Below are 26,730 nucleotides of genomic sequence, written 5' to 3' on the forward strand. Positions count from 1 at the left end.
AGGTGACGCGGCTCTGCGAGTCGTAGGTGAACTCCGTCGTCCGGGACTCGGGCGTAGTCACCTTGGTCAGGCGTCCGTCCTCGTCGTAGTCGTAGGACGTCGCCCTGCCCGCGGTGTCCCGGGACCGCACGAGGCGGCGGTTCGCGTCGATGTCGTACGTGACGGTCCGGCCGCTGTTGTCCGTGGCGGTCCACAGCGTGGCGCTCGTCTTGACGAGATCGACGGTGCGCCCGGAACGGTCCTCGGTGAGCTTGTAGCCTGCCAGCCAGCCGCCGGAGTCGTTGTGGGCGGTGACCGTGATGGTGCCGTTGTTGCGGTCGGTGACCTTCGTCAAGACACCGTTTGCACTGTAGGTGTCCTTGGAGCCGGACTTGCGGTCGGTGAGGGTGTAGGTGCCGTCGCTGTTCTTCTTGAGGTCCTTGCCGTAGCCGTCCGGTGTCTTGAACGTCCCGTCGGCGTTCTTCGTGAAACTGATGGTCGCCCCGGAGGAGTCGTACCAGATCACGTCGTCGGCGAAGTCTTCCAAGCTGCGCTCGTACCCGGTCCACCAGGGGGTGGACACCTGGCCTCCGGGAGCGAAAAAGGAGTTGTAGGTCCGGGTCAGCTGGAGCGAGTCACCGACACCGGCGATGTCGAAGTCGGTGGCCGCCAGCATCATGTTGCCGGTCGAGTAGTCGATCCGTCCCACGAGCGAGTCGGTGATACGGAAGTCGAAGATCTGGTGCCACGGCACATCGCCCTGCCCCTCGGGCACGGCCACCTTCACCGACGGCACGGCAGCGGCAGCCTCCTTTTGGCCTGCGAGCCGGGACTGCCGTTCCGCCTCCCGCTGTTGCCGGTCCGGGCTGGATGCGGCCCTGCGCTGGTTCCGGGGCGCCTTGTTCTGCCCGGCCTTCACCGCGGGCATCACGGCCCGGGCCTTGCTCTTCCCCCACACCGACCCTTGGGCCGGAGCCGGTTCCGCCGCCAGTGCCGGCAGGGCGGACGCACCAAGACCCAGCACTACGACAGAGGCGACCAGAGAGTTTCTCGCTGTGAAGCGCGCATGCCGAAAGGGCATGCCGAAAGTACGCGAACGCACGTCTTCCCCCCCGTTAGGAAGTCAAAGCCCGGCAGCCCCAACGGCCACCAGAGGCACACACGTTCGCACAGCATCCACACAAGAACGCGGCCCCTTCCCTGAAACCCGATCCGCATTCCCTCAGGAACTGGCCCCTCCCCTTCCAGGCAACTCGCCATACCAAAAAGGGCGTTGAGGATCATTGCCTCTCCCCCGACGACCGCTTTTCACGCCCCTCCAGGCACACAGGCCAGTCACAGTGACTGAAATGCATCGACTTCAACCAGCGCTGAGGCCCCATTGGATGACGCCCTCACCTCCGGGCCGGACCGAAGAGGTGCGGCGACAAGGGCGTTCGGGGGACCGAGCACGGACCCGCGGCTCCACCAGCGGTGACACGAACACCGGAACCGCACTCCTCAGCGGATGTGTCACATCGGCGGGCCGTCCGCCGCCGTTGTTCGGCTTCGCACCGCGGGTCTCGGCGTCACGAGGTCGCGGGGTCGAGGTCGCTCACGTCGTCCAAACCGGCTTTGCGGTTGAGGTGGCCGGTGACGCGGGCGACCGTGGTCCGGGGAAACAGGCGCGACGCCCAGACTCCGGCGCGGTTGGAGGCGCGTCCGGGGAAGGAGATGGACCGGCCGCGTGCGAAGTCGTCGAGTGTTCTGGCGGCGACGTCGACGGGGGTGTCCGTGGCCTTCGGATCCATGGACGCGGTCGTACGGTCGAAGAATCCGGTGGCGGTGGCTCCTGGGTGGGCCGCCATCACGCGTACGCCGGTACTGCGGACCTCCTCGGCGAGTGCCTCGGTGAACGAGAGCACGAACGCCTTGGTGGCGGCATAACTGGCCTGGTAGGGCATGGGCTGGAAGGCGGCGGTCGAGGCGACGTTGATGATGCCGCCGCGGCCGCGTTCGACCATGCCGGCGCCCAGGAGGTGGACCAGGCCGATCAGCGCGGTGACGTTGACGTCGACGGACTGGAAGTTGGGTTCGAGGGGCCGGCCGAGAAAGGGCCCCACCGATCCCATCCCGGCGTTGTTGACCAAGAGGTCGACGTTCAGGCCGAGTTCCTCGATGGTGTTCACCACCGCCTGCGGGGAGCGCCGGTCCGAGAGGTCTGCGGCGATCACGTCGACTCGGACGGAATGGGTCTTCCGGATCTGCCCGGCAAGCGTGTGGAGTGCGTCGGCCGAGCGGGCGACAAGGACGAGGTGTGCGCCGCGGGAGGCGAGGTCCCGTGCGTAAGCCTCGCCCAGCCCCTTCGAAGCGCCCGTGACCACGGCGGTGGTGTTCGTGTAGTCGTGCATGAGTGAGTGCTTCCTGTTCGGCTGGGCTGCCGGGCCGCGTCGGAGTGGGCGGGCCTCGGGAAGGACGGGACGCGCGGAGTGTCCCGCTATGGGGACCCCTGGGGACGGCCCTGTCCGCAGCGGGAACGAGGGGCCAATTACTTCGAGTCTCGAAGGAACGTAACACTTCGAGACTCGAAGCAACAAGGACTAGGGTGAGGCCATGACGCGAGACACCCTTGTGGCGGCGGTGGTGGCGAACCACGAGATCTTCATGCGGACCAGCGACCGGATCGGGACCGTCCTGGCCGAACACGGTCTGACGCCGGCAACCGCTCAGGCGCTCTGGTCGATCGACCCGGCCGAGGCGCCGCCCTCGATGAAGGAACTGGCCGGCCGGCTGTACTGCAACGCGCCCAACCTCAGCTTCGTCATGAATCAGCTCACCGGTCGGGGACTCGTCGAACGTTCCGCCGACCCCGCCGACCGCCGTTCACGCGTCGCAGCACTGACGGAAGACGGCCGACGGGTGCGGTCGGCGCTGATCGAGGCAACACTGGCCCTGAGCCCGTTTGCCCGACTGGACGCCGACGACCTGCACAAGCTGGTGAGCCTCCTGGGGAAGGCGCTCGAACCGGCGTCAGGTCCCCGGCGCTGACCAGGTCGCGGAAGCGAAGGTATTGGCCGACCGGGGTGGGTCTCCGGAAACGCCGCGATGCCGACGCAGGAGTTCCCCATCTTCGGCATGGGTACGGTGTGCGCGGCGCGGACTGCCTTGGGCGGTCCGGGCGTTGGGGTCGAGCGCGGCGCGGAAACCTGTCGGCGACCGATCGAGGCGGAGGCGCCCCGGCTTCGTTTCATGACGACGAACTTTGCGACCGTGACGACGATGATCCATCACAACCTCGCGATCGGCCCCGGGCGGGACCTCGGGATCGCCCCCCCGCATGCGCACGTCCCGCGCATCCGGCGCGAGCTGGGGCACCCCGTTCGGCAGGTGCCAGTGGCCCGCGTCGTCACGGCGGCCCGCGGCCCGATCAGGCGCGCCACTCCCGGAAGGAGTCCCGTTTCCCCTCCCCTGGGCAACCAACGCCCGCGCGGCAAAGAGAACAAGGTCACACCCCGTCATCTCCTGCTCATCTGTCGATCTGACCTAGCATCCGGGCATGACGGTCCTGCCCGACGACGGGTTCTCCTTGGCGGCCGAGTTTCCTCACGCGACGCATGAGCAGTGGCAGCACCTGGTAGCGGGTGTTCTGCGCAAGTCGGGAAGGGAAGTCTCGGCCGAGACGGCGGAAGACGCCCTGTCCACCGCGCTCGAAGACGGGCTGCGCGCCCGCCCGCTGTACACGGCTCGCGATGCCGCGCCACCGACCGGGCTGCCCGGGTTCGCGCCCTTCGTGCGCGGCGGCAGCGCCGAGGGGCAGACGGCCGGCGGCTGGGACGTGCGTCAGCCGCACAGCGTCCCGGACTCCGCCGCGGTGCTCTCCGACCTGGAGAACGGCGTCACCTCCCTGTGGCTCTCCGTCGGCGAGCACACGGGCTTTCCCGTGTCCGCGCTGCCCGCCGCCCTCGACGGCGTCTATCTGGATCTCGCCCCGATCGTGCTCCAGGCCGGCGCGGAGAGTGCCGCGGCCGCGGCACAACTGCTGCGCCTGCACGACGAGGCGGGCATCGCGCCGGCCGCCGCGCGGGGAAATCTGGGCGGCGACCCGCTCGGCCACGAGGCCCGGACCGGATCGGCGTACGACGCCACGCCCCTGTACGAGTTGGCGGGCCGTTGTGCCGCGGACCGGCCCGGGCTGCGGGCCATGACGGTGGACGCGCTGCCGTACCACGAGGCCGGTGCGTCGACCGCTCAGGAACTGGGCTGCTCCCTGGCGACCGGCGTCGCCTATCTCCGGGCCCTGACGTCGAGCGGCCTGACCGTCCAACAGGCCCTGGCGCAGCTGGAGTTCCGTTACGCGGCGAGTGCCGACCAGTTCCTCACCATCGCCAAGTTCCGTGCGGCCCGGCGCCTGTGGGGACGAGTGGCCGAAGCCTGCGGAGCCGCTCGGCACGGGGCCCAGCTCCAGCACGCGGTGACGTCGCCGGTGATGATGACGCGACGTGATCCCTGGGTGAACATGCTGCGCGGCACCGTCGCCACGCTGGCCGCCGGCGTCGGCGGCGCCGATGCCGTGACCGTGCTTCCCTTCGACCAGGAGCTCGGCCTCACCGATGCGTTCGCCCGGCGCATCGCCCGCAACACCTCCACCATCCTCATCGAGGAGTCGCACCTGGCCCGCGTGATCGACCCGGCCGGGGGCTCCTGGTACGTGGAGCGCCTGACCGACGAACTCGCCCGTGCCGCCTGGGACTTCTTCCAGGAGATCGAGCGGGCCGGCGGGCAGGCCGCGGCACTGCGGTCCGGAATGGTGCGGGAGCGCCTGGCCGAGAACTGGGCCGCACGCAGCAGGAACCTGGCGAAGCGACGCGAACCCGTCACCGGCGTCAGCGAGTTCCCCTTCCTCGGTGAGAAGCCGGTCGTCCGCGAGCCGGCGCCCCCGGCGCCGTCCGGAGGTCTGCCGCGGGTCCGCCGGGACGAGGCCTTCGAGGCACTGCGGGCCCGGTCCGACGCCCATCTCGCCGCCACCGGCGCCAGGCCGCGCGTGTTCCTGGCCGCGCTGGGCCCTGCCGCCTCCCATACGGCCCGGCTCACCTTCGCCGCCAACCTGTTCCAGGCCGGCGGCATCGAGCCCGTCACCGAAGGCGACTTCGAGGCGAGCGGCACGCGGACGGTGTGCCTGTGCTCCAGTGACGAGGTGTACGCGCAGGAGGCCGAATCCGTCGCGCGACAGCTGCGTGCGGCCGGTGCCCAACAGGTGTTCCTCGCCGGACGGCCGGGAACGTACGCCGGAGTCGACACCTACGTCTTCGCCGGCTGTGACGCCGCGGACGTCCTGTCCGCCACGCTCGACCGTATGGGAGTGTCCCGATGACCAGCTCGTTCAACCCCTCCGGGGCGGGCGGCTCGTCCATCCCCGACTTCTCGGCCGTCGATCTCGGCACGCCGGCCGTCGACGCCGGGCCCGCCGAGTGGCGGACGGCGCTCAAGAAGGCGTCGGACGGCGGGGACCTGCTGTGGGAGACCCCGGAAGGCATCCCGGTCAAGCCGCTCTACACGGCGCACGACCTCGACGGTCTTGACTTCCTGGACACCTATCCGGGAGCGGCGCCGTACCTGCGCGGCCCGTACCCGACGATGTACGTGAACCAGCCGTGGACGATCCGCCAGTACGCCGGTTTCTCCACGGCCGAGGAGTCCAACGCCTTCTACCGGCGCAACCTGGCGGCGGGCCAGAAGGGCCTGTCCGTCGCCTTCGACCTGCCCACGCACCGGGGTTACGACAGCGATCACCCCAGGGTGACCGGCGACGTCGGCATGGCGGGCGTCGCCATCGACTCGATCTACGACATGCGCCAGCTGTTCGACGGGATTCCGCTGGACAGGATGACCGTGTCGATGACCATGAACGGCGCCGTCCTTCCGGTGCTCGCGCTGTACATCGTGGCGGCGGAGGAGCAGGGCGTACCGCCGGAGAAGCTGGCCGGGACCATCCAGAACGACATCCTCAAGGAGTTCATGGTCCGCAACACCTACATCTATCCGCCGAAGCCGTCGATGCGGATCATCTCCGACATCTTCGCCTACACCTCGCAGCGGATGCCGCGGTACAACTCGATCTCCATCTCCGGCTATCACATCCAAGAGGCGGGCGCGACGGCCGACTTGGAGCTGGCGTACACGCTCGCCGACGGCGTGGAGTACATCCGGGCCGGCCGGGAGGCGGGCCTGGACGTCGACGCGTTCGCGCCGCGCCTCTCCTTCTTCTGGGCGATCGGCATGAACTTCTTCATGGAGGTCGCCAAGCTGCGGGCCGCACGCCTGCTGTGGGCCAGGCTCGTCAAGCAGTTCGACCCGAAGAACGCCAAGTCGCTCTCCCTGCGCACCCATTCGCAGACCTCGGGCTGGTCGCTGACGGCGCAGGACGTGTTCAACAACGTCACCCGCACCTGCGTGGAGGCGATGGCGGCGACCCAGGGGCACACCCAGTCGCTGCACACCAACGCACTCGACGAGGCGCTCGCGCTGCCCACCGACTTCTCGGCGCGGATCGCCCGGAACACCCAGCTCCTGATCCAGCAGGAGTCCGGCACCACGCGGGTGATCGACCCCTGGGGCGGCAGCGCGTACGTGGAGAAGCTGACCCACGACCTGGCGCGCCGGGCCTGGCAGCACATCCAGGAGGTGGAGCAGGCGGGCGGCATGGCCCAGGCCATCGACGCGGGCATCCCCAAGCTGCGCGTCGAGGAGGCCGCGGCCCGCACCCAGGCGCGCATCGACTCCGGCCGGCAGCCCGTCATCGGGGTGAACAAGTACCGGGTGGAGACCGACGAGGAGATCGACGTCCTGAAGGTCGACAACTCCTCGGTGCGCACCCAGCAGATCGCCAAGCTCCGCAGGCTGCGCGAGGAGCGGGACGAGACGGTGTGCCAGGACGCGCTCGCCGCCCTCACCCGGGCCGCCGCCGGCACCGGCAACCTCTTGGAGCTCGCCGTGAACGCGGCCCGCGCGATGGCGACCGTCGGAGAGATCTCCGACGCCCTGGAGAAGGTCTACGGCCGTCACTCGGGGCAGATCCGTACGATCTCCGGTGTGTACCGCAACGAAGCAGGCGAGTCCCCGGCCGTGGACCGCACCCGAGGCCGGGTGGCCGCGTTCGCCGAGGCCGAGGGGCGCCGCCCCCGCATCCTGGTCGCCAAGATGGGCCAGGACGGCCACGACCGCGGCCAGAAGGTGATCGCCACCGCCTTCGCCGACCTGGGATTCGACGTCGACGTCGGCCCGCTGTTCCAGACCCCGGGGGAGGTCGCGCGCCAGGCCGTGGAGGCGGACGTCCACATCGTCGGGGTGTCCTCGCTGGCCGCCGGGCACCTCACCCTGGTGCCCGCGCTGCGCGAGGCGCTCGCCGAGGAGGGCCGTGCGGACATCATGGTCGTGGTGGGAGGGGTGATCCCGCCCGCCGACGTCCCGACCCTCCTGGAGATGGGCGCGGCCGCCGTCTTCCCGCCCGGTACGGTCATCCCCGACGCGGCACACGACCTGGTGTCCCGGCTGGCGGCCGAGCTCGGCCACGACCAGGTGTGAACGGGTGAACATGGCCATCGGACTCGACACGTACGTCAAGGGCGTCCTCGGCGGGAAACGGGCCGTCATCGCCCGCGCGATCACTCTCGTCGAGTCGACCCGGCCCCAACACCGCGCACTGGCGCAGGAGTTGCTCACCGAGCTGCTCCCGCACAGCGGGCGTTCCCGGCGCATCGGGATCAGCGGTGTTCCGGGCGTGGGGAAGTCGACGTTCATCGACGCCTTCGGCACCATGCTGACCGCGCTCGGGCACCGGGTGGCCGTGCTCGCCGTCGACCCGTCGTCCACCCGGACCGGCGGCTCCATCCTGGGGGACAAGACCCGTATGGAACGGCTCGCGGTCGACCCGGCGGCGTTCGTGCGCCCCTCCCCCACCTCGGGCACACTGGGCGGGGTCGCCAAGGCGACCCGCGAGTCGATCGTGGTCATGGAGGCCGCGGGCTACGACGTGGTGCTGGTGGAGACCGTCGGCGTCGGCCAGTCGGAGACGGCCGTCGCCAACATGGTGGACACCTTCCTGCTGCTCACGCTCGCGCGGACCGGTGACCAGTTGCAGGGCATCAAGAAGGGCGTCCTGGAACTCGCCGACGTGATCAGTGTCAACAAGGCGGACGGTCCGCACGAGCGTGATGCGCGGACCGCCGCGCGTGAACTCGCCGGTGCGCTGCGGCTGATGCACGGCAAGGACGCCTTCTGGACCCCGCCGGTGCTCTGCTGCAGCGCTCGCGAGTCGACCGGTCTCGACGGCGTGTGGGAACGCCTCGAACAGCACCGGACCCTGCTGGATTCCACCGGCCGGCTCGCGGCTCGGCGCCGTGACCAGCAGATCGACTGGACGTGGGCCATGGTCCGCGACGAACTGCTCGGCCGTCTGCACGCCGACCCGGAGGTCCGCTCGCTGACCCCGGAGCTGGAGCGGCAGGTGCGCGCGGGCGAGCTCACGGCCACGCTGGCCGCGGAGCAGATCCTGGAGGTGTTCCGCACGGGCTGACCGGTGCCGTCGTGCCGACCGGCGCCGTCTGCGGCGGCGCGGCCGGAGCCCTTGGCCGGGCCTGCGCGGTCGTGCCGGGGCGTGTGTGCCCCGGCTCAGCCGCGCGAGGAGGCTCCGTCCCGGCGCCGGTGAACGGGCCCGTCACGTACGGAGGTAGGACGCGCCGTTCAGGTCGAGGACCGTTCCCGAGGCCCACTCGGCCTCCGGCGACGCCAGCCACAGCACGGCCGCCGCGATCTCCTGCGCCGACGCGACCCGGCCGAACGGGCTCTGCGCCCGGATCGCCGCCCCCTCCTCACCGTCCAGGCGGGGCGCCACCCGCTCGGTGTCGAAGAACCCGGGGGCGACGGAGGCGACGCCGATGCCGTACGGGGCCAGCGAGACGGCGAGCGACTGGCCCAGCGCGTGCACGGCCGCCTTCGTGGCGCCGTACGCGGGGTGGTCGGGCTCTCCCTTGAACGCGCCGCGCGAGCCGATGTTGACGATCCGGCCGCCCGTACCCTGCTCGATGATCCGGCGCCCGGTGAGGTAGCTGAGATGGGCCGTGCCCAGCAGGTTCACCGCGACATGCCGCTGCCACACGGCCACCCACTCGTCGTACGGGGTCTCGGCGAGCGGATGGCGCACGTTCACGGCCGCGTTGTTCACCAACACGTCGATGCCGCCGAGCAGTTCGGCCGCCGCGGACTCCACGGCCGCGGCGCCGGCCGGGTCGGACAGATCACCCCCGACCAGCCCGTGCCCCGGCCCCTCAAGCGACTCCAGCGTCATCCGCGCCTCGTCCTCGCGCGAGCCGTAGTGCACGGCGACGCGGTCGCCGTTGGCCGCGAAGGCCCGGCAGACGGCGCGGCCCAGTCCCCGTGAGGCACCGCTGACCAGGACGCGGCGGCCCGAGGCACGCGGATTCATGGCAGAACTCCTGTCGTAGGGGGATCCCTGTCGGGTCCATTCTCTCCTCCCCTCCACGGGGTTCCGACGGGCCGAGCGGGGTGGACACGGGCCGGGTCCCTTGCCCCGCGGTCCCCAAGGACGAGGGATTTCCCCGATGCCGGGCCCTCCGGGGCGGATCGAGTATGTCCGCACCGCTCTCCCCGACCTTCGAGAGGTGTGGAATGAACATATCCAGACGTGCCGGTGCCGCCGCGTTGTGCGGGGTGGCCGCCGCCGCGGTGCTGTCCGTGCCGCCGGCGTTCGCGGCCCAGGGCGCCCGTTCGCAACCGGCCGATCCCGTGGCCCGGTCGGAAGTCGCCAGGTCGGAGCTGGCCGCCCTGCCGGCCGTGCCCAACACGGCGTACGGCCTCGATCCTGCGGCCGGGCAGGTGGTCCTCACCGTCAGCGACGCGGCCCAGGGCCCCGACCTGAACCGGCTGCTCGCGAAGGCCTCCGCCCTCGGCGGCGCGGTACGCGTCGAGCACACCAGGGGCAGGATGGTGCAGCAGAGCACCACGCACACCGGCGACAAACTCCAGGTGGTCGGCAACACCGGCAGCTGGTGCTCCATCGGCTTCAACGTCACGGACGGCAAGAGCAATTACGTTCTGACGGCCGGTCACTGCAAGGCCGCGAACGGATGGCAGACCCCCGCGGGCGACTTCATCGGCAAGACCGTGAAGGTCGGCCCCAACGGCACCGACGCCAGCCTCGTGGCCAACGCGCTGACCCCCGACACCACCACGTTCACCAAGGTCGGCACCGCACGGGTCGGCGAGAGCGTCTGCAAGAACGGTGCGACGTCCGGCACCACCTGCGGCACCGTCAACGCGGTCGACCAGACCGTCACCTACGACAACGGTGTGGTGGTCAACCACCTGATCCAGACCGGGAATCTGACGCAGTCCGGCGACAGCGGCGGCGGTCTGTACGACGGCTCGACGGCGCTCGGCGTGGTGAGCGGCGGCAGTGACACCGTGAGCAGCTTCTACCCGGTCACCAACGCGCTGAGCGACCTGGGGGTGCAGCTCGCCACCGGCGGGACGCCCGGCAGCAGCGTGACCGTGACCAACCCGGGTGACCAGACGAGTACGGTCGGGGGCCCGGCCCGCCTCCAGGTGGCCGCCACGGACACCACTTCCGGCGCCACCTTGGCCTACAGCGCCACCGGGCTTCCCGCGGGGCTCGCGATCGACTCCGCCACGGGGCTCATCTCCGGCACACCCACGGCGGCCGGCACCTACCAGGTCACCGTCACGGCCACCGACCAGTCCAAGGCGGCGGGCAGCGCCTCCTTCACCTGGACGGTGAAGCCGGCCGGCGGCAGCGGCACGGTCACCGTCAACAGCCCGGGAAATCAGTCGAGTTGGGTCGGATACTGGATCTTCTCCTTCACGATCCAGGCCAAGGCCAGTGACGGCGGCGCCGTGACGTTCGGCGCCACCGGGCTGCCCGCAGGCGTGAGCATCAACGCGAAGACCGGGCTCGTCTCCGGCACTCCGACGGCCAGAGGCACGACCTCGGTCACGGTGACCGCCACCGAGGCCAACGGCACGCGCGGCAGCACATCCTTCCAGTGGACCGTCACCTGAGCCGACCGGATCGCCGGACTCCGGGAGTGAGGGCACGTCATCCGGACGGCGTCAACCTCCGCAGTGCGGGACCGAGTTCGGTCCGTGACCGGACGGCGAGTTTGCGGTAGATGCGGCTCAGCATGGCCTCGACCGTCTTCACCGACAGGTGGAGACGGTTCGCGGCTTCCTGGTTGGTGGCCCCCTCGGCGACGATCGCCGCGAGCCCTGCCTCGGCCTCGGTCAACGGCCCGGCCTCGGGCGCGGCGGGCCGCCCGAGGAGCGCGGTCCAGGGATGGGCTTGGATGCGGGCGAACAGCGCGTGGGCGCGATGGGTGGCTTCCCTCGCCGCGGCCTGCCGACGCCGGCCGCGTTCGAGGCGGGCGAGCTGCAGGAGGGTGCGCCCCTCCTCCAACTGGAGCCCCAGCAAGCGGAATTGGGAGAGCGAGCTCTCCAGGAGGGCACGGGCCAGGTCCGGTTCACCACTGCGGTCGCGGTACGCGGCCTCGGCCCTGGCCAGCGCGGCGCCCGCGCCGGTGTTCAGCGCCGGAGAACCCATGGCCCGCCGCACCCGGGCCAGCAGGGCTCCGGCCTCGTCCGGGCGGCCCAGGCCCACCAGTGTCTCGATCAGCTCGGGCTGCCAGCGCAACGCCGTGGAGTCGCGCACCTGCTGGTCCGCTTCCAGACCGGCCACCTCGCGCAGGGCCTCCGCCGCCTGTGTCAGATGCCCGGTGACCAGACGTACCGTCCCCAGCGCGAACAGATTCCGCGAGGTGAAGACCAGGTCGCGCTCCTCGCGGGAGATCCGTACGCCGCGGGTGGCATGCGCGGCCGCCTCGGCGAAGCTGCCACCGGCGCTCTGGGCGAGGGCCGCCGTGTACGAGGCGGGCCCCGGCGAGAGGCCCGCTCCGGCGCACTGGCTCAGGGCCCGCTCGCTCCACTCAAGGGCCTGTACGCACGCCCCGGCGCGCGCGTCGACCTCGGCCAGGCTCCGCAGCACCTCCTGCAGGTCCTCCGCGTCGCCGGTGCGCTCGGCCAGCGGCAGCAGGCGCAGCAGCGCGTCACGGGCGAAGCCGAGCCGGTCGTCGAACACGGCGTGCCGCGCGGCGAGGTACTGCGGGCTGTTGCGGATGCCGACCCGCTCGGCGGGCACCGCGAGGGCCAGCGCGCGGGCCAGGGTACGGGTCGAGCCGGGGTGCCCGGTGATCCGCTCCATCCGGGCCCGCATGCTGAGCGCCGCCGCCTCCAGCGCGAGGTCTCCCCCGTTCCGGGCCATCCGCACCGCACGGTCGGCGGCCGCGCGGGCGCTGCCCGGCAGGCCGTCGCAGAGGTTGGTCCGTACCGCCACCCGCAGCTGCACGGCCGCCAGCAACGCGGGGTCGTCACCCGCCTGTTCACGGGCCCGCGCGATGATGTCGTCCAGTTCCGCCATGGCCTGGCCGCCCGCGTCGATCAGGGCGAGGAGCGCCGCGACCTGTTCCGCCCGGCCCGCGCCGGCGGCGCGCACCGCGTCGGCGACCCGCACGGCCAGGTCGAAACTGCCGCTCGCCGCCGCGTGTGAGGCGGCCGCCGCGAGGCGACGCATGCGCTCGGCACGACGGCCGGCCGGAGTGCGGTCGGCGGACAGGAGCAGGAGCTCCGCGGCCAGGGCCCGCTCGCCACGCGAACCGGCCTGTCGCGCGGCCGACTCCCCCGACTCCGCCAGCGCCCGGTCGAACGCGTCGGAGGCCAGGAGCCGGTGCCGGACGGCGCGCACCGGGTCGTCGACCGCCGCGGCCAGCGCCAGGTGGGCGGCCGCCGAGGCCGAACGCGTCATGCTGTGCGCGGCCGCGTCCCGCAGCGCCCGCGCGCCGAACTCGACGACGCCGGTCGCCTCGACCCGTACGATCCCGGCGTTGCGCGCCTCGGCCAGGTGACGCGCGGCTGCGTCCGCGCATCCGGCCCGTCGCAGCAGGGCCGGGCTCGGGCGGTGGGCCAGGGCGGCGGTCAGGAGCGTGGCCCGGGTCCCCGGGTCGAGGGTGCACAGCCACGCGTCGGCGGCGGCCCGTACCGAGTCCGGCACCGGTGGTGCGACGCGGCCCCACGGATCCGCCCGTTGGCGCAGCTGACCTTCGACCGTCGCCCGCACCAAGGCCGGATTGCCTCCGGTGTGCTGGTGTATGCGCACGGCCCAACCCGCAGGCAGGGCGTGCGAGTTGAGTGCGTCCGTCACCTCGTCGACCGTGAGCGGTTCGAGCGGCAGCCGTGTCGCGTGGTCGCCGCAGAGCCGGCCGGCGAGCGGCGTCTCGTGGGCACCGCGTTCGGCGACGACCACGCGCAACCGCTCGGGCGCCGACGCGCGCAGGGCGTGGCCGAGCGCGGCGGCGCCGGCCGCGTCGATCCACTGGGCGTCATCGATCAGCAGGAGCGCGGGGCGGTCCCGTGCGAGGGCCGCGAAGAGGTCCGTCAGCGCGAGACGAACGGCCAGCGGGTCCCCGGCCGCGTTCGCGGGCGTCCCGCGTCCGATGGCGGCGACGAGGGCTCTCCGCTCGTCCTCCGCCGGTGCGTCGGCCGCGGCGGACGGCCGGGCGGCGAACAGCGTGGCGAGCGCGGCATGCGCGAGCCCCTGGTCCCCGGGGGCGGGAGTCATCCGCAGCACCGGCTCGCCGGCTTCCACCGCCCGACGGCCCAGCTCCGACAGCAGTACGGACTTCCCCGAGCCCCACGGGCCGTGCACCACCAGCCGGCCGCCCGGGCGCAGCAGGTGCCCGGCCCGGTCGGCCGCCTTCCGCCAGGGCGCTCCCACGTCGGCCACGAGCGTGAGGCTGCTGCCGCGGTCCGAGGTCATGGCGTCACGGTAGGCCGCGCCCGCGGCGCCAACAAGCGTCGTGGCGCCACCTCCCCACGCCGCGTGCGCCGCACCGCGGGCACGTCCCGGGAGGAACGCCTGCGTACGTCGTGCCTCGGGACGAACGCCGCGTACGTCACGCCGGGGGCGGGAACAGCGCCGGGGGTCACGCCGCGGACAGGGCGAAGGCCAGGAGCGCCGTCGAGGTGAAGTCGTCGGCGGGCTCGACCGTCTGCCAGGCCCCTACCCGGTCGACGTAGCGGGCGCCCTTGCCGTCGAACCGCTTCCACTCGGCGCCGCCCGCGGCACACGCTCGCGTCCCGTCCAGGGTGTCGTTGTCACCGGAGAGCTTCTTGGCCCCGTTGGGCCCATTGACGACCGCGCCCCGCAGCAGCGCGCCCCGGCCGGTGAGGCTGCCCGCCAGGTTGGCCACCTGGTGGGCCGGGCAGTGCGGGAACACCTCGCCGGTGCCGATCATGAAGCTCGTCCCCCAAGCGTTGGCGCCCAGCGCCCAGCCGCGCTGTTGCCCGGCGAAGGCGTCGTAGTGGTGGTCGCCGGTGGCCCGGGCGTAGAGGGCGGCCGTGGCCACGAGTCCGAAGGTGTGCGGCACGGCGTCGAAGTCCGTGTAGCGGGCGCCGGCGCGGAACGGGTCCTTGGCGGCACGGCGTTCTCCGTTCGCGAGTTGCCTGCGCAGGTCGGCGGCGACCGGGTCAGAGGGACCGAGGCGCAGCAGGTCCGCGTGGGCGAGCGCGCTCACGTCGGAGACATCGAGGGTGCCGAGGTTGCCCGAGGCCAGGTAGGCACGCGCCCATGTGCCGGCCTGCTTGCGCCAGCCCTCCGCCCTGTCGTCGCCCACCTTCCGTGCGGCCAATGCCAGTTCGGCCGCCGCGAATTCCATGTCGTCCTGCCAGGAGTCCTCGCTGTAGAAGGCGTGCGGGAACGTGGTGACCAACGGACGGGGGTGGTGCGTGTCGGCCTGGCCGTAGAGGGCGGCGGCCTTGTCCAGCCATTGGCGGGCGGCGGCCGGATCCCGGGTCGCGTCGAGCTGCGCGGCCAGCGCGAAGGCGGCGGCGACCCGGCCCGCCAGGTTCGGGCTGATCGGCGCCCCGGGTTCGTTGGCGCGGAAGACGGGGCGGCGCTGGACCAGTTGGTCCGGGTCGCCGTCGTGCACCTTCAGGGCGTCGTCCGCCTCCGGCAGGCGCCACACGTCGTGGTCGCCGTGCAGGTTCTTGTCGCCGGCCCCCAGGCCGACCTGTGCGTAGAGCGTCCGGCTTCGTCCGTCCCACATCCTGTCGAGCCAGGACAGACCGCGCCGGGCCTCCGCCTCCAGACCGGGGACATCGGGCAACTCCCTCTGCGCGAGCAGCAGTTCGTCCGTGGCGTAGGAGGCGGTGTGGGTGAACTTGAGATAGTCCCCCGCGTCGAACCAGCCCCCCGACACGTCGACGGGACCGCCGGTCCGGCGCAGCGGGGCGGTCAGCTCGGTGCCGTCGTCGTTGTACCGGGGCCGGGCGTACACACTCGCCGAACGGTCCGCGAGGTGGGACGGGCGGCGCCCGAGGTCGCCGGGGACGGTGTCGGCGCCGTCGCGCTGCGCCTGGAAGAAGCGGACGTTGTCGGCCGCCAGGCCCTTCATCAGGGTGCTCGCCGGAGCGACGGCGAACCGGGGCGAGGTGGCCTCGGCCGTGCCGGTCACGCGCAGCCGGTAGGTGCCCGACCTGGTGAGGGTGGAGAGGTCGAGGGGCCGCACCGTGTCGTACGCCCCGTTCCACGCTCCCGTACTGGGCCCGGGAGCACCGTCGAGGACGGCCTGCCCGGCCTCGTCGACCACCTCGAAGTGCGTCCCGGCCAGTTTGTCCCGCGGCCCCATCACGAAGGCGGTCTTGTGCTCGCCGCTGACGTAGCCGCCCTGGTCGACCCGGATGGCGACCGGCCCCGGTTCGTCGCGGTGCGAGGGCAGCGCGTACCAGGCGATGCCTCCCGCGCCCAGGCAGAGTACGAGACCGGAGACGAGAACCCGGGGGCGTGGCAGGCGCGGAGACATCGGGGCTGGCTGCTGCCTTCTCTTGACGGACGGACATGCGCGTGGCCGACGGGCGGACCGTTGGCCGGCGGGCGGGCTTCCGCACCCGCGGCGCCGCCCGCGTCAGCCTACGGGCGCCCGGTCACCGCGGTTCCGCCGCCCCGTGGAACGCGGACCGTCGCGTCCGGTGCGGGCACCGAACGCGATGCCCGCACCGGACCCCGTGGCTGTCGGCTATCCGAAGGTGAAGGCGTAGCCCTCGACTCCCGGGGCGACGCGGAGTTCGAGGTTGCCCTGGGCCGGCTTGTCGTCGTTGACCAGGGCGTACAGGGACGGCGTGCCGTGCACCTGGATGGTCTTGGTGACCTTGCCGTTGACGAGGACCGTCACGGGCCCGTCGCCGCCCAGGACCAGGTTGACGTTCTTGGCCCGGTAGGTGAAGGCGAGCCGCGCGTTACCTCCGGCAGTGAAGTGGTCGTAACCAGCGGTCCAAGTCCCGTCCAGGGACAGGCTGTTGAGCGGAACCACCTTCGGGAAGTGGTAGATGGCCGGTTTGTCGTCGACGAGCGCGGTTCCGACGTAGCCCTGGATGCGCAGATTGCTGAGATACGTCTCCGGGGTGCGGTCCACGGTCAGGACGTCGGCCTTCTGGCCGGTCTTCGGCGGCAGTTGGACCTTCGGGTCGGCCTGCTGCAGGAGGGTCCGGATCAGGTTCTCGGTCTGGTCGTACTGCCCCTCGCCGAACTTGAAGTAGCGCACCGTTCCGTTGGAGTCGATGAGGTACTTGGCGGGCCAGAAGCGGTTGCGGTAGTTGTCCCAGGTGGTCAGCTTGTTGTCGAGGGCGACCGGATAGGTGACGCCCAGCTTCTTCGCCTGGCTCGCCACGTTGCCCGCATCCTTCTCGAACGGGAACTCCGGCGAGTGCACGCCGATCACTTCGAGCCCGTACGCCTTGTACGCGGCGTTCCACGCCTCGATGTGCGGCAGGCTGCGCTGACAGTTGATGCAGGAGTAGGTCCAGAAGTCGATCAGCACGACCTTGCCGTGCTGGGCAGCGAGGTCGACGGGCGCGCCGCCGGGAGTGTTGAGCCACTTGGCGATGCCGGCGATGGCCGGGGCCCTGCCGCAGGAGCGGAGCTGGTCGACGCCGTCCTCGCAGCGGGAGAGCTCCTTGTTGGCGTTGTCGTAGAGCCCCGACAGCTGCTGACGGGCCGTGTCGCTGTCCTCGATCTTCTTCTGCGCCGCCGATGTGTAGTCGGGCAGTGCGCGCTGGATGGCGTCCGTGACGTTGAACGCCAGGCCGAATGCGAGGGCGACCATCAGCACACCGGCGACGATGCGGAACTTGCGGGCCCGGGTGCGGAAGGCCGCGACGCGCTCGGCCACGCGTCGTCCGGCCAGCGCGAAGGCGAGCAGCGGTACCGCCGTGCCGACGGCGAACGCGAGTGTCAGGGCGACGATCTCAGCGCTGATCCGCCCGCGCGCTCCGGCGACCGTGATCGCCGCCAGGACGGGGCCGGCACACGGCACGTACAGCAGACCGAGCCCGAGGCCGAGGACGAACGCGCTGCCGCCCTGGTTGACCTGCCGTTGCGGGAGGCGGGCGAACGGCTTCTCAAGGAGACGTTCGACGGGCGGGAAGATGAGCCCGAACCCGATCAGCACCAGCAGGGCCAGGCCGATGTAACGCAGGATGTCCTGCGGCAGACCGAGGGCCGACAGCAGGGTCACGCCGAGCAGGGTGAAGAAGCTGAAGCTGAGCACCAGGCCCGCGACCACCGCGTAGGGCCGCCGGTTGCGTGTGCGCCGGGGAGCCTCCTGCGGGGCGAGCTCTTCCGGGTCGGCCACGAGGGTGCCCGTGGCCCCGGCAGCGCCTTTTGCCGGCTCTCGAGGCTTCCCTCTGCCGGGGCGGGGTTCGGTGTCCGTCCCGGGGCCGCCCGCCAGGAACACGACGGGCAGGACCGGCAGGATGCACGGTGACACCGCGGTGATCAGCCCGCCCAGGAGTCCGATCAGGATCAGGATCAGCATGGCGGCCTGCTCTCGGGAAACGAAGGCCGACTGTCGGCGACCTCCTGCCCCCTTGATTCGTCGCCATGGCGCCGGCGGATTGCCCCGGGGGACGCGGGCGCCCGGTGCGCGCGGGTGCTCGATCCCCGTCCCCCAGAGCCCCGGGGCGGGCCGGCCTCACAGCGACGTCCCCCAGGCCCGGATCGGGGCTCTGGGGGACGGGGAGGGCGTGATGCTGCACGCCCTGCGCGGCCGGTCTGCGCCTACTTGCCCGACATCCCGGGCATGCCCGGCATGAGCACGCTGTCGATGATGTAGACGGTGGCATTCGCCGTCGGGACGTTGCCGCAGACGATGGACGCACTGGCGTTGACCTTGTACGAGGTGCCGGAGCCGGCGGTCTTCAGGGTGCTTCCCTCCAGGGTCTTGAAGCTGCCGTTCGCCAGCTGGCCGGGGGTGACCTTCTGGCCCACCACGTGGTACGTGAGGATCTTGGTCAGCTGGGCCTTGTCGTTCAGCACCTTGTCCAGCTGGGCCTTCGGGATCTTGTTGAAGGCGTCGTTGGTAGGCGCGAAGACGGTGATGTTCTTCGCGTTGTTCAGGGTGTCCACCAGTCCGGCCTTCTGGACGGCGGTGACCAGCGTGGACAGGGCCGGGTTGTGCGAGGCCGCCGTCGCGACCGGGTCCTTGGCCATGCCGGCGAAACTGCCCGCACCGTCCTTGGGCACACCCGCACAGGCCGTCCCGAAGGGGCCTGGGGCGCTGTCGGCGAATGCCGCCGGGGCGAGGGCGATGAGCGAGGCGGGGAGTACGACGGCGGCAGCGCCTGCGAGCACTGTGCGCCGGATGCGGCTGGTGTCCATGGTTCCTCCTTGGCCACGGCGCGGAAGCGACCCCGAACTGCGGACGGCTTCTGGCTTCCCCGCGGCTTTCTGCCGCGTGCCCGAGGGACGGGACCGGGCGGAGAGAAGTCCACGCCATACCCGTGATTCGCGGCCGGAGCACCTGCGGATTGCCCCTTCTGTCCGGTTTTTTCTACCCATGAGTAGATGCGGTGGACCCCGGTGGAGCGCGCGGGTCTCGGACGCACCCCGCGTCGCGGCACCCGAGCGAGGCATCAGGGCGTCAAGTGGCCTGGCGGAAGCGGCAGTTCGAGCATGTCCAGCACACTGTCCACGGCGATGCGATGCCACTCACGAGCGCCCCGCACCATGGCGTGACCGCCGCTGGGCATGCCGACGGCCCTGGTCCTCGCACCGGCCTGACGCGCTCGCTCGAGAAAGGCCCAGGCCTCCCGGGCCGACGTCACCCGGTCGTGCTCGTCGTGCAGCACCACCACTCGCCGGTGCGCGAGGTGGGCGACCGGCTCCCCGGGCGGGCACCAGGGGGCCAGGGCCACCACGCCGCGCACCTGGGGATGGCCGGCGACCAGCAGCGCGGCCCGCCCGCCCATGGAGTGCCCGACCAGCACCACCGGCACGTCGTCGCCCACCGTGCGCCCCACCTCGGCCAACGCCTGGCGGGCGTCACGGGCGGCATCGCCACGGGCCCCGTTCCACCCGCGGTAGCGGTAGCGCACCTCCCCGACGAGCACGCGGTGGCCGCGGCTCGCCCTCGCGATCTCCACGCTGAAGGGGCGCATGCGCGCCGCGGGAAGGTTGAGCCGCGGCGGCGGCGTCAGCGCCTGCGAGCGCCCGCCGTGCAGGACCAGGACGACGGCTTCCGGCGCGGCATCCGAGCCGGACACCAGCCGGGCCAGGTGCCTCGGAGAGCTCCTCCAGGCCACCCTGCCCACGGCACCTCCCCCCGGCGCGATCGGGTCGGCGTCCATGGGCGGTACGTGGCTCATCGGGCGGGGTCGCCTCTCTGCTGCTGGGTGTGCTGGGGCTGGTCGCGGGGGCCGGACCGTACGGCATGCGCTGTCGACGCACGGTCAATGCGCCGCGGCGCCGAACTCGGCGTGCTGGCTGCGATGCGTGTAGTCCTCGTCCTCGGGGGGCGGCGGCGCGGGAAAGCGGATCCGCCGGGCGGCCGCCTTCGCCTGCGCCATCAGAGCCTCGAACTCCTGGTCTGTCATCACCTTCACCCCGGAACAAGAATCGGTCACCTGTGATTCGTCGCCGACCCGCTCCCAGATTGGCGGCATCACCAGGAGGCCCCACATCGATCAGTACCGGGCCGGTGCGGCCCCAACAGGGCGCCCCTTCGGCGTTCGATGGGCCAGTTCCAATGGATTTCGGTCTCGGGGGGAGATCCGGGGGCCGCCGACCGTCAGGGAAGCAGGGCGCGTCCCGCGTTCCGTTTCGGAGTAGATGGAGACCGACTCACATGACGCCGTTCTTGGACTGGCTCGGGAGCGTTCCGGCCGCCGTGAGCGCGGTGCACGCGCTGGCCGTTCTGCTGCAGCGAGGGCGCCGGAACCGCCGCCGGCCCCTTACGGCACAAGGCGGTTGTGGCGCGCCCTCCGCGACGGTGGTGCGGGTCGAGTGCGGCACGGGCGCGGCCGTCACCGTCACGGTCCGCTTCGTGCCGCCCCTCGCGGCCCCCGCGGCGGGCGGTGCGCAACCGGCGGCGGAAGGGCGCGGCCGGTGGTAGGCGGTGAGGCGTCCAGTGAACCGGCGACGGTCGCGGTGGAGGCGGACGGCATCGGGCAGCGCCTGCTGGCCGTCTACGACACCTTCATGGCCCGGGAGCCCTTGATGCTGCGCAGGATGTCCAATCGGCAGTTGTCGCTGGCGGCTTGTCAGGACGCGGCCCAGGAGGCGTTCATCCGGGTGGTGCGCAAGGCGGCGGCCGGTGAGCTGGATGCCGGCGCGAACGTGACGGCGTATCTGCAGACCGCCGCCCGGAACCTGGTCCTCGACCAGTTGCGTGCCGACCGGCGGCTGGAGTTGATGGACGGCGACGGCCTCACCAAGGTGCCGCCTCCGCGCGTGGAGGCGGGGGAGGACGTGGACCTCCTGGAGGACCTCGTCCTGCCCGCGATCGACGCGATGCCCCAGAGCGGCAGGCAGCAGGTGGTGTGGCTGCAGAGCCAGGGGCTCACCGACATCGAGATCGCGGCCGCGCTCGGCATGCACGCGGCCCGCGTCCACCGCGAGCGCTACAACGCCGTCATCGAACTCCGAGGGTCCTTGGCCACGTTCATCCGGCACGGACACCAGAAGAAGGCACGATGCCCGAAGAAGGACAGGTGACCGATGTGAGCCGTCCCAAGGAGGAGGGCAGCGGTCGCCCGGCTCCCGCCCTGCCCACCGAACTGCTGTCCCTGGTAGGTCAGTTGGCCCCGCCCGACCACTGGGACCGTCCCGGTGGTGACTTCGGTCCGCTCACCGCTTGCTACGGCCTGGACCCCGAAGCTCGCGAACGGGCGAACTCGCTGTTCCGGCTCGGCTCGAAGGCGCTCGCGCGCGACGAGCTGACCACCGCGGCCCAGTGGCTCGGCCACGCCGCCTCCGCCGGCCATCCCGGGGCGATGTTCCGGCTGGCTCTGGTCGCGCTGCGTGCCGGTGACGACTGGGAGAACGAGGCGGTGTTCCTGATCGCCGAGGCCGCCCGGCACGGCCACGGCGACGCCCGCCGTCTGCTCGCCGCGACCGCCCGCCGCAGGCCGCCCGCCGGGGAACGCGTGGCGGCGCCGGAGGACCCTGCCTTCTTCGACGAGGCCCGCGAACGCCTCGGAATCCCGCACGACGCCCTGCTGCCCGAGCCCTGCGTCGGCCTCGGTGGACCCGGCGGACCCGGCGGATCCGGCGGACGGCTGACCCTTGCCGAAGCTCCGGCCCGGCCGGACGCTGGGTCTCGGGGCGCCTCGCCCGAGACCCGGCGTCCACGGCTGGTACTCGTTCCGCCCACCGTCCAGGGCCCGCGCATTCCGGAGCACCGTGGCCCAGGTGCCGCAAGCGGTGGGCCGTACCTGCCGGTCGCAAGCGGCGGGCAGTGCCCACCGATCGTCCTGCGGCCGCTGCCCGATCCCGTGCCCGGCGGCGCCGCCGAGCCGGGCGGCCGCGGACCCTGGTGGTCGGCGAACGCCCTGCGTCCCGCCGTCCTCACCGACATCGCCCGCAGCCGGCCCCTGCCCGCCCCCTCCCCCGCCCATGCCCAAGCCGCCCAACGCGCACGCGACCTCCTGCAGCGGATCAGTGCCGCCGACGGCATCACCACGCGCACCCTGGCTCTGCGCTGCGCGATGAGCATCACCTCGACGGCCTGGCTGCTGCACTGGCTGCGCGGCCAGAACCTCGTCGAGACCGTCGCCGGAATCCATCGCCCCGGCCCCGTCATGGCCTTCGTCAGCCGTCCCGACCGGCACGGTCCACTCCTCGAACAGGCCCTCACCGCGCTGCGCGATCAGCTCGGCGCCGCCGTCTACATCAGTGCGTACGCCGACGGGGACGTCCGCGTCCTCGCGTCGGTGCACAGCCCCGCCGCGCCCCCGGTCGACGAGTGGGTCGCCTTCCGCGACGCCGCCCACGCCAGCGCCGTCGGCAAGAGCCTGCTGGCTCAGCTCGACTTCGAGTCCCGCATGGACCACCTCGCCCGCCACCCGTCCGTCCCCCTCACCGAGCGCACCATCACCAGCACCCGGGCCCTCATCGACTCCCTCGACGGACACGGCCCCCACGCCGCCCAGTTCGATCTGCTGGAGTACTCGCACCGCGAGGTCTGTGTCGCCTACTCCCTCGGCCTGCCGGGCCGGACGTCCTGCGTCGCCCTCTCGCTTCCCGCAGATCGCTCGCACCGCCTGATCGACGCCGCCCGCTCGCTGAGCGAGCGCGCCACCGGCCTCCTCCTCGCGCACCTGCTCACCGACGACTCCGGCGTCCCGGCCACCGACACCCCTACGAGCACGTTCAGCAGCACTCCGGCGGAGCGATGACCGCGGCGACAGCGATGAGTTTCGCCGCCGGGCGCGGTCCATCCACCAGAGCGGCAACAGTCGCCAGCCCGAAGGGCGCCCCGCGCCGAGAGCCGTACCCCCGTCGTGAACCCCGGAGGAAGCCATGACCGCCCAGGCACTACCGCCCGTCGTCGATGCCGCGACCTGGCAGCGCCGGCTCGACGAGTTGCGCGTGCAGGAGAAGGCCGCCACCCGACAGCTCGACGCCATCGCCGCGCAGCGTCGCAGCATGCCGATGGTGAAGATGCCCGACTACACCCTCGAAGGGGAGGAGGGGCCCGTCCGGCTCGCCGACGTCTTCGACGGCAGGCCCCAGCTCATCGTCTACAACCACATGTGGTTCCCCGGCAAGAAGTGGCAGTGCCCGGGCTGTACGGGGTTCACCTCGCAGTTCACCCGCCTGGATTTCCTCGGCGCCTACGACGCCCGGTTCGTCATCGTCACCCAGGGTCCGATCGACGAGGCTCTCGCGTACAAGCGCCGGGTCGGCAACGAGATGACCTGGTACTCCACCGCGAACAGCCCGTTCGGCGCGGACGTCGGCGCCCCGCCCGGCGGCGGCTTCGCGGCCAATGTCTTCCTGCGCGACGGCGACACCGTCTACCGCACCTGGCACACCACCGGCCGCGGCGTCGAGCAGCTCACGCACACCTTCGCCCTCATCGATGCGCTCCCCTACGGCCGCCAGGAGGAGTGGCAGGACTCCCCCGAGGGCTGGCCCCAGTCCCCCACCTACAGCAAGTGGGCCGGTTCCGAGGACATCGCGGCGGCGTACGGTCCGGACGCACCCCGCACCTGAGGACCCTGCCCTGAGGCTGCGGGCCCCGCCGCGCGACGGCGGGGCTCCGTCCGCCGTCGCGGGCGTACGGATACCGTCGTCGCCATGACTGACGACGCGCTGCGCTCCCTCACCATCGAGCGGTCCGGACCCGGCCGGTTCACCGCGACCAATGCCCGCGGGGGCACGCTGGACTTCGGCACCGGCTCGGGCACCGACTTCACACCGGTCGAACTCTTCCTCGCGGCGATCGGTGGCTGCACCGCGGCCGATGTCGAGGTCGCCACGAGCCGTCACGCGGAGCCGGCGAAGTTCACCGTCACCGTGAGGGGCAACAAGGTCGAGGACGAGGACGGCAACCGGATGTCGGACCTCGACGTCACGTTCTCCGTCGCCTTCCCGGAGGGGGCGCCCGGGGACCGCGCCCGTGCGATCCTCCCCCGCGCCGTGAAGACCTCGCACGACCGCCTGTGCACCGTCAGCCGCACGATCGAGGCGGGCACCCCGGTGCGCGCGACCGTGTCCGACACGCACCACTGATCCCGACCGGTCGAGGCGGAGCCCCTCAACAGGCTTTCGTGGTACATCAGTTGGGGGCAGGCGCGCGGCCGGGTTCCCCGCCGCGCGGCGTGGCGAGGAGCTCCAAGCGCCGCTCAGGGGTGAGCACGACGCCGAGTACGGGATCGGCGAGCAGGCCCACCGGGGCGATGTGGTCGGGGCCGAGCGACTGCCAGCGCGGGATCGCGGCACGCAGGATGCGCCAGGCGGTGTCGGTCTCGCCCCGACATGCCTTCTCCCGCGCCTCGTCGACCGCCTCGCCCCATGCGCCACCGGGGGCGTAGCGCCAGGTCCCCTCGTTCATCCGGCGCAGGATGTCCGCCGCGGCCGGCGCCGTACCGGGGAAGACCTCCGGGTTGGCGGGCCGCCAGCCGTCCGCCCCACGGCCGCTGTCGGCGAGCTCGGCGGCGGCGAGGGGAAGCAGATCGGAGCGGAAGGCCGACTCACCGGGCAGTGGCTGCAACCGGTGGAAGCCGGGCACACCGCCCAACCGCACTATCTGGTCCAGGAGTTCGACCGCATGCGGTCGGCCGTACTCCCCGGCCTCCGTCAGCAGGCAGGCCGCCTCTTCGTAGTCGCCGCGCAGCGCCAGGGTCCTGGCTCGGCCGACCGCCGCGTCCTGTTCGCGCGTGGTCTCGTTCACGAAATCGGTGTTCCGCTGTCCCCGGTCACCGGCCTCCATCTGGTGGAACTGCCGGTGCATGGCGATCATGTAGGCCGCGAACGACGGATACCGCCTCGGCTCGGCGGCATGCCAGCCCGCCCACTCCCGGACCGCCCATTCGCCGTCCGGACCCACGTCCGCCGGGTCGAGCAGCAGATAGGTGGCGTCCGACTCGACGTGCAGCTGAAGTGCCCGGGCCCACAGGCCGACCTGCGCCCGCACCTGCGGTGGGTTGTCCTCCTCGCCCCAGATCGCGTCGAAGGTCTCACCGAGGTGATGGGCATCCTCGTGCCAGTGCGCGTCCTCGGTTCCGGCCAGCTCCCAGACGAAGCCGCCCGCGTACCGCCAGCCGTTGCTCACTTGGAGGAACTCGCAGTAGGAGGGCGGCAGTTCACATCCCAGTCGTTCCTCCAGGGCCGCGATGTCCGCCCCGTCCGCCGGTGCGTAACCGAGCCATCGCTCCCGACAGGCCTCCTCGTCCTCCGGGCTCGGGTCCACCTCGTCACGCCGGGCGTCGGCCCACTCCGCGCTCCATCGGGTCAGGAAGTGTTGCCAGTCGATTGTGTCCGTGTCCATGCCGGCGATCCTGGCACCGGGCACTGACAGTCGGGGTCCGCCCATCGACCGTACCGGCAAGGGGAGTTACTGAGAATGCAGTACCGCACTCTCGGCACGCACGGTCCGCGCGTGTCAGCCGCGGGCCTCAGGCGGCAGGCGCCGCGCCGTGGGCCGGGGCCGGGCGGTCACGGCCGCCGGGGTGGCGATGGCGCCAGAACCAGAACACCGCGCAGGACAGCAGCGACCAGCCGGCCAGCACGAGGAACGGGAAGGCGTGCTGGGCGTCGGCGAAGTACACCGCCGTGTGCTGGGCGTTCACGGACGCGCCCGGCGGCAGCCAGCGCCCGACGTGGCCGAGGAGCGAGGGCAGCAGCGGCCAGGACACCGCGCCGCCCGACGAGGGGTTGCCGAGCAGCACCATGAGCCCCCAGGTGGGCAGCATGGCCCAGCGTCCGATGAGGGTGTTGAACATGGTGAAGACCATCCCGGACGTGAACATGGTGAACGCGAGGATGAGCCATGACTCGACGAACGGCAGCCGCACCGCGCCGAGCCCCCAGTCGACCACCGCCGCGATGGTGAATCCGCCGAGCAGTGAATAGGCCACCGTGAACGCGATCCGCTCCAGCGGGTTGAGCGTCCGGGCGTGCACGCTCAGCTGGATCGAGCCGACGAAGCCGAGGACCACCGCGGCGAGCGAGATGTAGAACAGCGCGAGGCCGCGCGGGTCGCCCTTCTGCAGCGGCTTCACATCGGTGATCGTCACCGGTACGCCGACGGCCTTGGCCACCGGTGGCGCCGCCTGGGCGAGCACCTGCGCCACGGACGCGCCGGCCGCCCCCGCCACGTCCATGCGCACCCCGGCCGGCCGGACGTCGAGGATCGCGAAGACGGTCTGCTCCTCCATGGCCTGCCGCGCGGCGGGGACGTCCGGGTACGCGTGGACGTCCAGGGAGGCGTTCAGGGCCTTGTCCATCCCGGCGACGAACTGCTTCGCCTCGGGCGAGCCGGGGGGTGCCACCACAGCGGTGGGAATGTGGTGCGGCGTCGGATTGGCCATGGTGTACGTGTACGAGCCGGCGAACAGGCCCGCGGCCGCCGCCAGGATGAAGACCAGCACGACGGCCGGAAAGAAGGGCGAGTCCTTGAAGTCCGCCCAGGTCCCGCCCGCGCCCCGCTTGCGCGCGTGCGCGCCGTGGCCGGCGTGCTGCGCCTCGGGCGCGCCGCCCCGCTCCGGGGTCGGGCGGCTGGCGTCGTCTTCTTCCATCGGCATGTGCGACCAATCCGGTACCGGGGACGTTTTCCGTGCCGTCTGCCCCGGCCGGTGCCGCCGGGGCGGGGACCTTCGGTCACGGCATGAAGGCCGTTGGTCCCGTGCGCG

General features: G+C 72.0%; 21 protein-coding genes. 10 read left to right on the forward strand and 11 right to left on the reverse strand.

All coding sequences use genetic code 11. The features are described 5' to 3' along the window. Together IE267_RS26535 and IE267_RS26540 are read right to left on the reverse strand one after the other, a co-directional pair. The coding region (locus IE267_RS26535) for an RHS repeat domain-containing protein (protein WP_229861433.1) at positions 1-775 on the reverse strand (775 nt) is incomplete at its 3' end. A 772-nt stretch (positions 776-1,547) separates the two neighbouring features. Further along, positions 1,548-2,369: an SDR family NAD(P)-dependent oxidoreductase gene (locus IE267_RS26540; RefSeq protein ID WP_167160403.1), complete on the reverse strand. Its 822-nt coding sequence runs from the start codon at positions 2,367-2,369 to the stop codon at positions 1,548-1,550. A gap of 202 nt (positions 2,370-2,571) precedes the next feature. Between IE267_RS26540 and IE267_RS26545 the strand changes: the two genes are divergently transcribed. The 4 genes from IE267_RS26545 to meaB all read left to right on the forward strand — a co-directional run bounded on the left by IE267_RS26545 (position 2,572) and on the right by meaB (position 8,530). After that, positions 2,572-3,006, forward strand: a complete 435-nt coding sequence (locus tag IE267_RS26545; protein ID WP_189764962.1) for a MarR family winged helix-turn-helix transcriptional regulator — start codon at positions 2,572-2,574, stop codon at positions 3,004-3,006. Positions 3,007-3,514: 508 nt separating this feature from the next. Next, complete coding sequence (locus IE267_RS26550; RefSeq protein ID WP_189764963.1) at positions 3,515-5,329, forward strand: methylmalonyl-CoA mutase family protein; 1,815 nt, start codon at positions 3,515-3,517, stop codon at positions 5,327-5,329. Continuing rightward, on the forward strand, positions 5,326-7,539 hold the full coding sequence (gene scpA / locus IE267_RS26555; RefSeq protein ID WP_189764964.1) for a methylmalonyl-CoA mutase: 2,214 nt from the start codon (positions 5,326-5,328) through the stop codon (positions 7,537-7,539). Before IE267_RS26550 ends, scpA begins: the two co-directional genes overlap by 4 nt. 10 nt (positions 7,540-7,549) lie before the next feature. After that, positions 7,550-8,530 (forward strand): methylmalonyl Co-A mutase-associated GTPase MeaB, encoded by a 981-nt coding sequence (gene meaB / locus IE267_RS26560; RefSeq protein WP_189765144.1) that lies wholly within the window; start codon positions 7,550-7,552, stop codon positions 8,528-8,530. A gap of 141 nt (positions 8,531-8,671) precedes the next feature. On the opposite strand, the gene IE267_RS26565 is transcribed toward meaB, so the two are convergent. After that, positions 8,672-9,439 (reverse strand): SDR family NAD(P)-dependent oxidoreductase, encoded by a 768-nt coding sequence (locus IE267_RS26565; protein WP_189764965.1) that lies wholly within the window; start codon positions 9,437-9,439, stop codon positions 8,672-8,674. Positions 9,440-9,642: 203 nt separating this feature from the next. Between IE267_RS26565 and IE267_RS26570 the strand changes: the two genes are divergently transcribed. Further along, a complete protein-coding gene (locus IE267_RS26570) occupies positions 9,643-11,052 on the forward strand; it encodes a putative Ig domain-containing protein (RefSeq protein WP_161247170.1) in 1,410 nt (469 codons plus the stop codon). A 37-nt stretch (positions 11,053-11,089) separates the two neighbouring features. Here the strand turns inward: IE267_RS26570 and IE267_RS26575 are convergent, their stop codons facing one another. The 6 genes from IE267_RS26575 to IE267_RS26600 all read right to left on the reverse strand — a co-directional run bounded on the left by IE267_RS26575 (position 11,090) and on the right by IE267_RS26600 (position 19,968). Continuing rightward, positions 11,090-13,858 (reverse strand): helix-turn-helix transcriptional regulator, encoded by a 2,769-nt coding sequence (locus tag IE267_RS26575; RefSeq protein ID WP_189764966.1) that lies wholly within the window; start codon positions 13,856-13,858, stop codon positions 11,090-11,092. Between the two features lie 166 nt (positions 13,859-14,024). Further along, positions 14,025-15,902 (reverse strand): glycoside hydrolase family 9 protein, encoded by a 1,878-nt coding sequence (locus tag IE267_RS26580; RefSeq protein ID WP_189764967.1) that lies wholly within the window; start codon positions 15,900-15,902, stop codon positions 14,025-14,027. A 213-nt stretch (positions 15,903-16,115) separates the two neighbouring features. Beyond that, positions 16,116-17,912: a cytochrome c biogenesis protein CcdA gene (locus IE267_RS26585; RefSeq protein WP_189764968.1), complete on the reverse strand. Its 1,797-nt coding sequence runs from the start codon at positions 17,910-17,912 to the stop codon at positions 16,116-16,118. Positions 17,913-18,154: 242 nt separating this feature from the next. Further along, positions 18,155-18,754: a fasciclin domain-containing protein gene (locus IE267_RS26590; RefSeq protein ID WP_189764969.1), complete on the reverse strand. Its 600-nt coding sequence runs from the start codon at positions 18,752-18,754 to the stop codon at positions 18,155-18,157. Positions 18,755-19,008: 254 nt separating this feature from the next. After that, on the reverse strand, positions 19,009-19,740 hold the full coding sequence (locus IE267_RS26595) for an alpha/beta fold hydrolase (RefSeq protein WP_229861434.1): 732 nt from the start codon (positions 19,738-19,740) through the stop codon (positions 19,009-19,011). A gap of 84 nt (positions 19,741-19,824) precedes the next feature. Then, a complete protein-coding gene (locus IE267_RS26600) occupies positions 19,825-19,968 on the reverse strand; it encodes a hypothetical protein (RefSeq protein ID WP_161255488.1) in 144 nt (47 codons plus the stop codon). Positions 19,969-20,219: 251 nt separating this feature from the next. Here IE267_RS26600 and IE267_RS26605 point away from each other — a divergent pair, with 251 nt between their 5' ends. From IE267_RS26605 to IE267_RS26625, 5 genes are all read left to right on the forward strand, one after another. Continuing rightward, positions 20,220-20,486, forward strand: coding sequence for a hypothetical protein (locus IE267_RS26605; protein WP_189764970.1), 267 nt, complete (start codon positions 20,220-20,222; stop codon positions 20,484-20,486). After that, entirely contained in the window at positions 20,480-21,088 is a 609-nt protein-coding gene (locus IE267_RS26610; RefSeq protein ID WP_161255482.1) for an RNA polymerase sigma factor, read from the forward strand. The genes IE267_RS26605 and IE267_RS26610 overlap by 7 nt, the downstream gene beginning before the upstream one ends. Further along, on the forward strand, positions 21,067-22,770 hold the full coding sequence (locus tag IE267_RS26615; RefSeq protein ID WP_189764971.1) for an IclR family transcriptional regulator domain-containing protein: 1,704 nt from the start codon (positions 21,067-21,069) through the stop codon (positions 22,768-22,770). Before IE267_RS26610 ends, IE267_RS26615 begins: the two co-directional genes overlap by 22 nt. A 124-nt stretch (positions 22,771-22,894) precedes the next feature. Then, positions 22,895-23,590 carry a DUF899 domain-containing protein gene (locus IE267_RS26620; RefSeq protein ID WP_189764972.1) on the forward strand — a complete coding sequence of 232 codons (696 nt, stop codon included), beginning with the start codon at positions 22,895-22,897 and terminating at the stop codon, positions 23,588-23,590. An 84-nt stretch (positions 23,591-23,674) separates the two neighbouring features. Beyond that, on the forward strand, positions 23,675-24,109 hold the full coding sequence (locus IE267_RS26625; RefSeq protein ID WP_189764973.1) for an OsmC family protein: 435 nt from the start codon (positions 23,675-23,677) through the stop codon (positions 24,107-24,109). Positions 24,110-24,155: 46 nt separating this feature from the next. On the opposite strand, the gene IE267_RS26630 is transcribed toward IE267_RS26625, so the two are convergent. Both IE267_RS26630 and IE267_RS26635 read right to left on the reverse strand, forming a co-directional pair. Continuing rightward, positions 24,156-25,367, reverse strand: a complete 1,212-nt coding sequence (locus IE267_RS26630; protein ID WP_189764974.1) for an SMI1/KNR4 family protein — start codon at positions 25,365-25,367, stop codon at positions 24,156-24,158. Between the two features lie 127 nt (positions 25,368-25,494). Beyond that, a complete protein-coding gene (locus tag IE267_RS26635) occupies positions 25,495-26,616 on the reverse strand; it encodes an ABC-2 transporter permease (protein WP_373304598.1) in 1,122 nt (373 codons plus the stop codon). Positions 26,617-26,730: the final 114 nt, after the last annotated feature.

This window comes from Streptomyces xanthochromogenes (genome assembly GCF_014650455.1).
Taxonomy (GTDB): domain Bacteria; phylum Actinomycetota; class Actinomycetes; order Streptomycetales; family Streptomycetaceae; genus Streptomyces; species Streptomyces xanthochromogenes.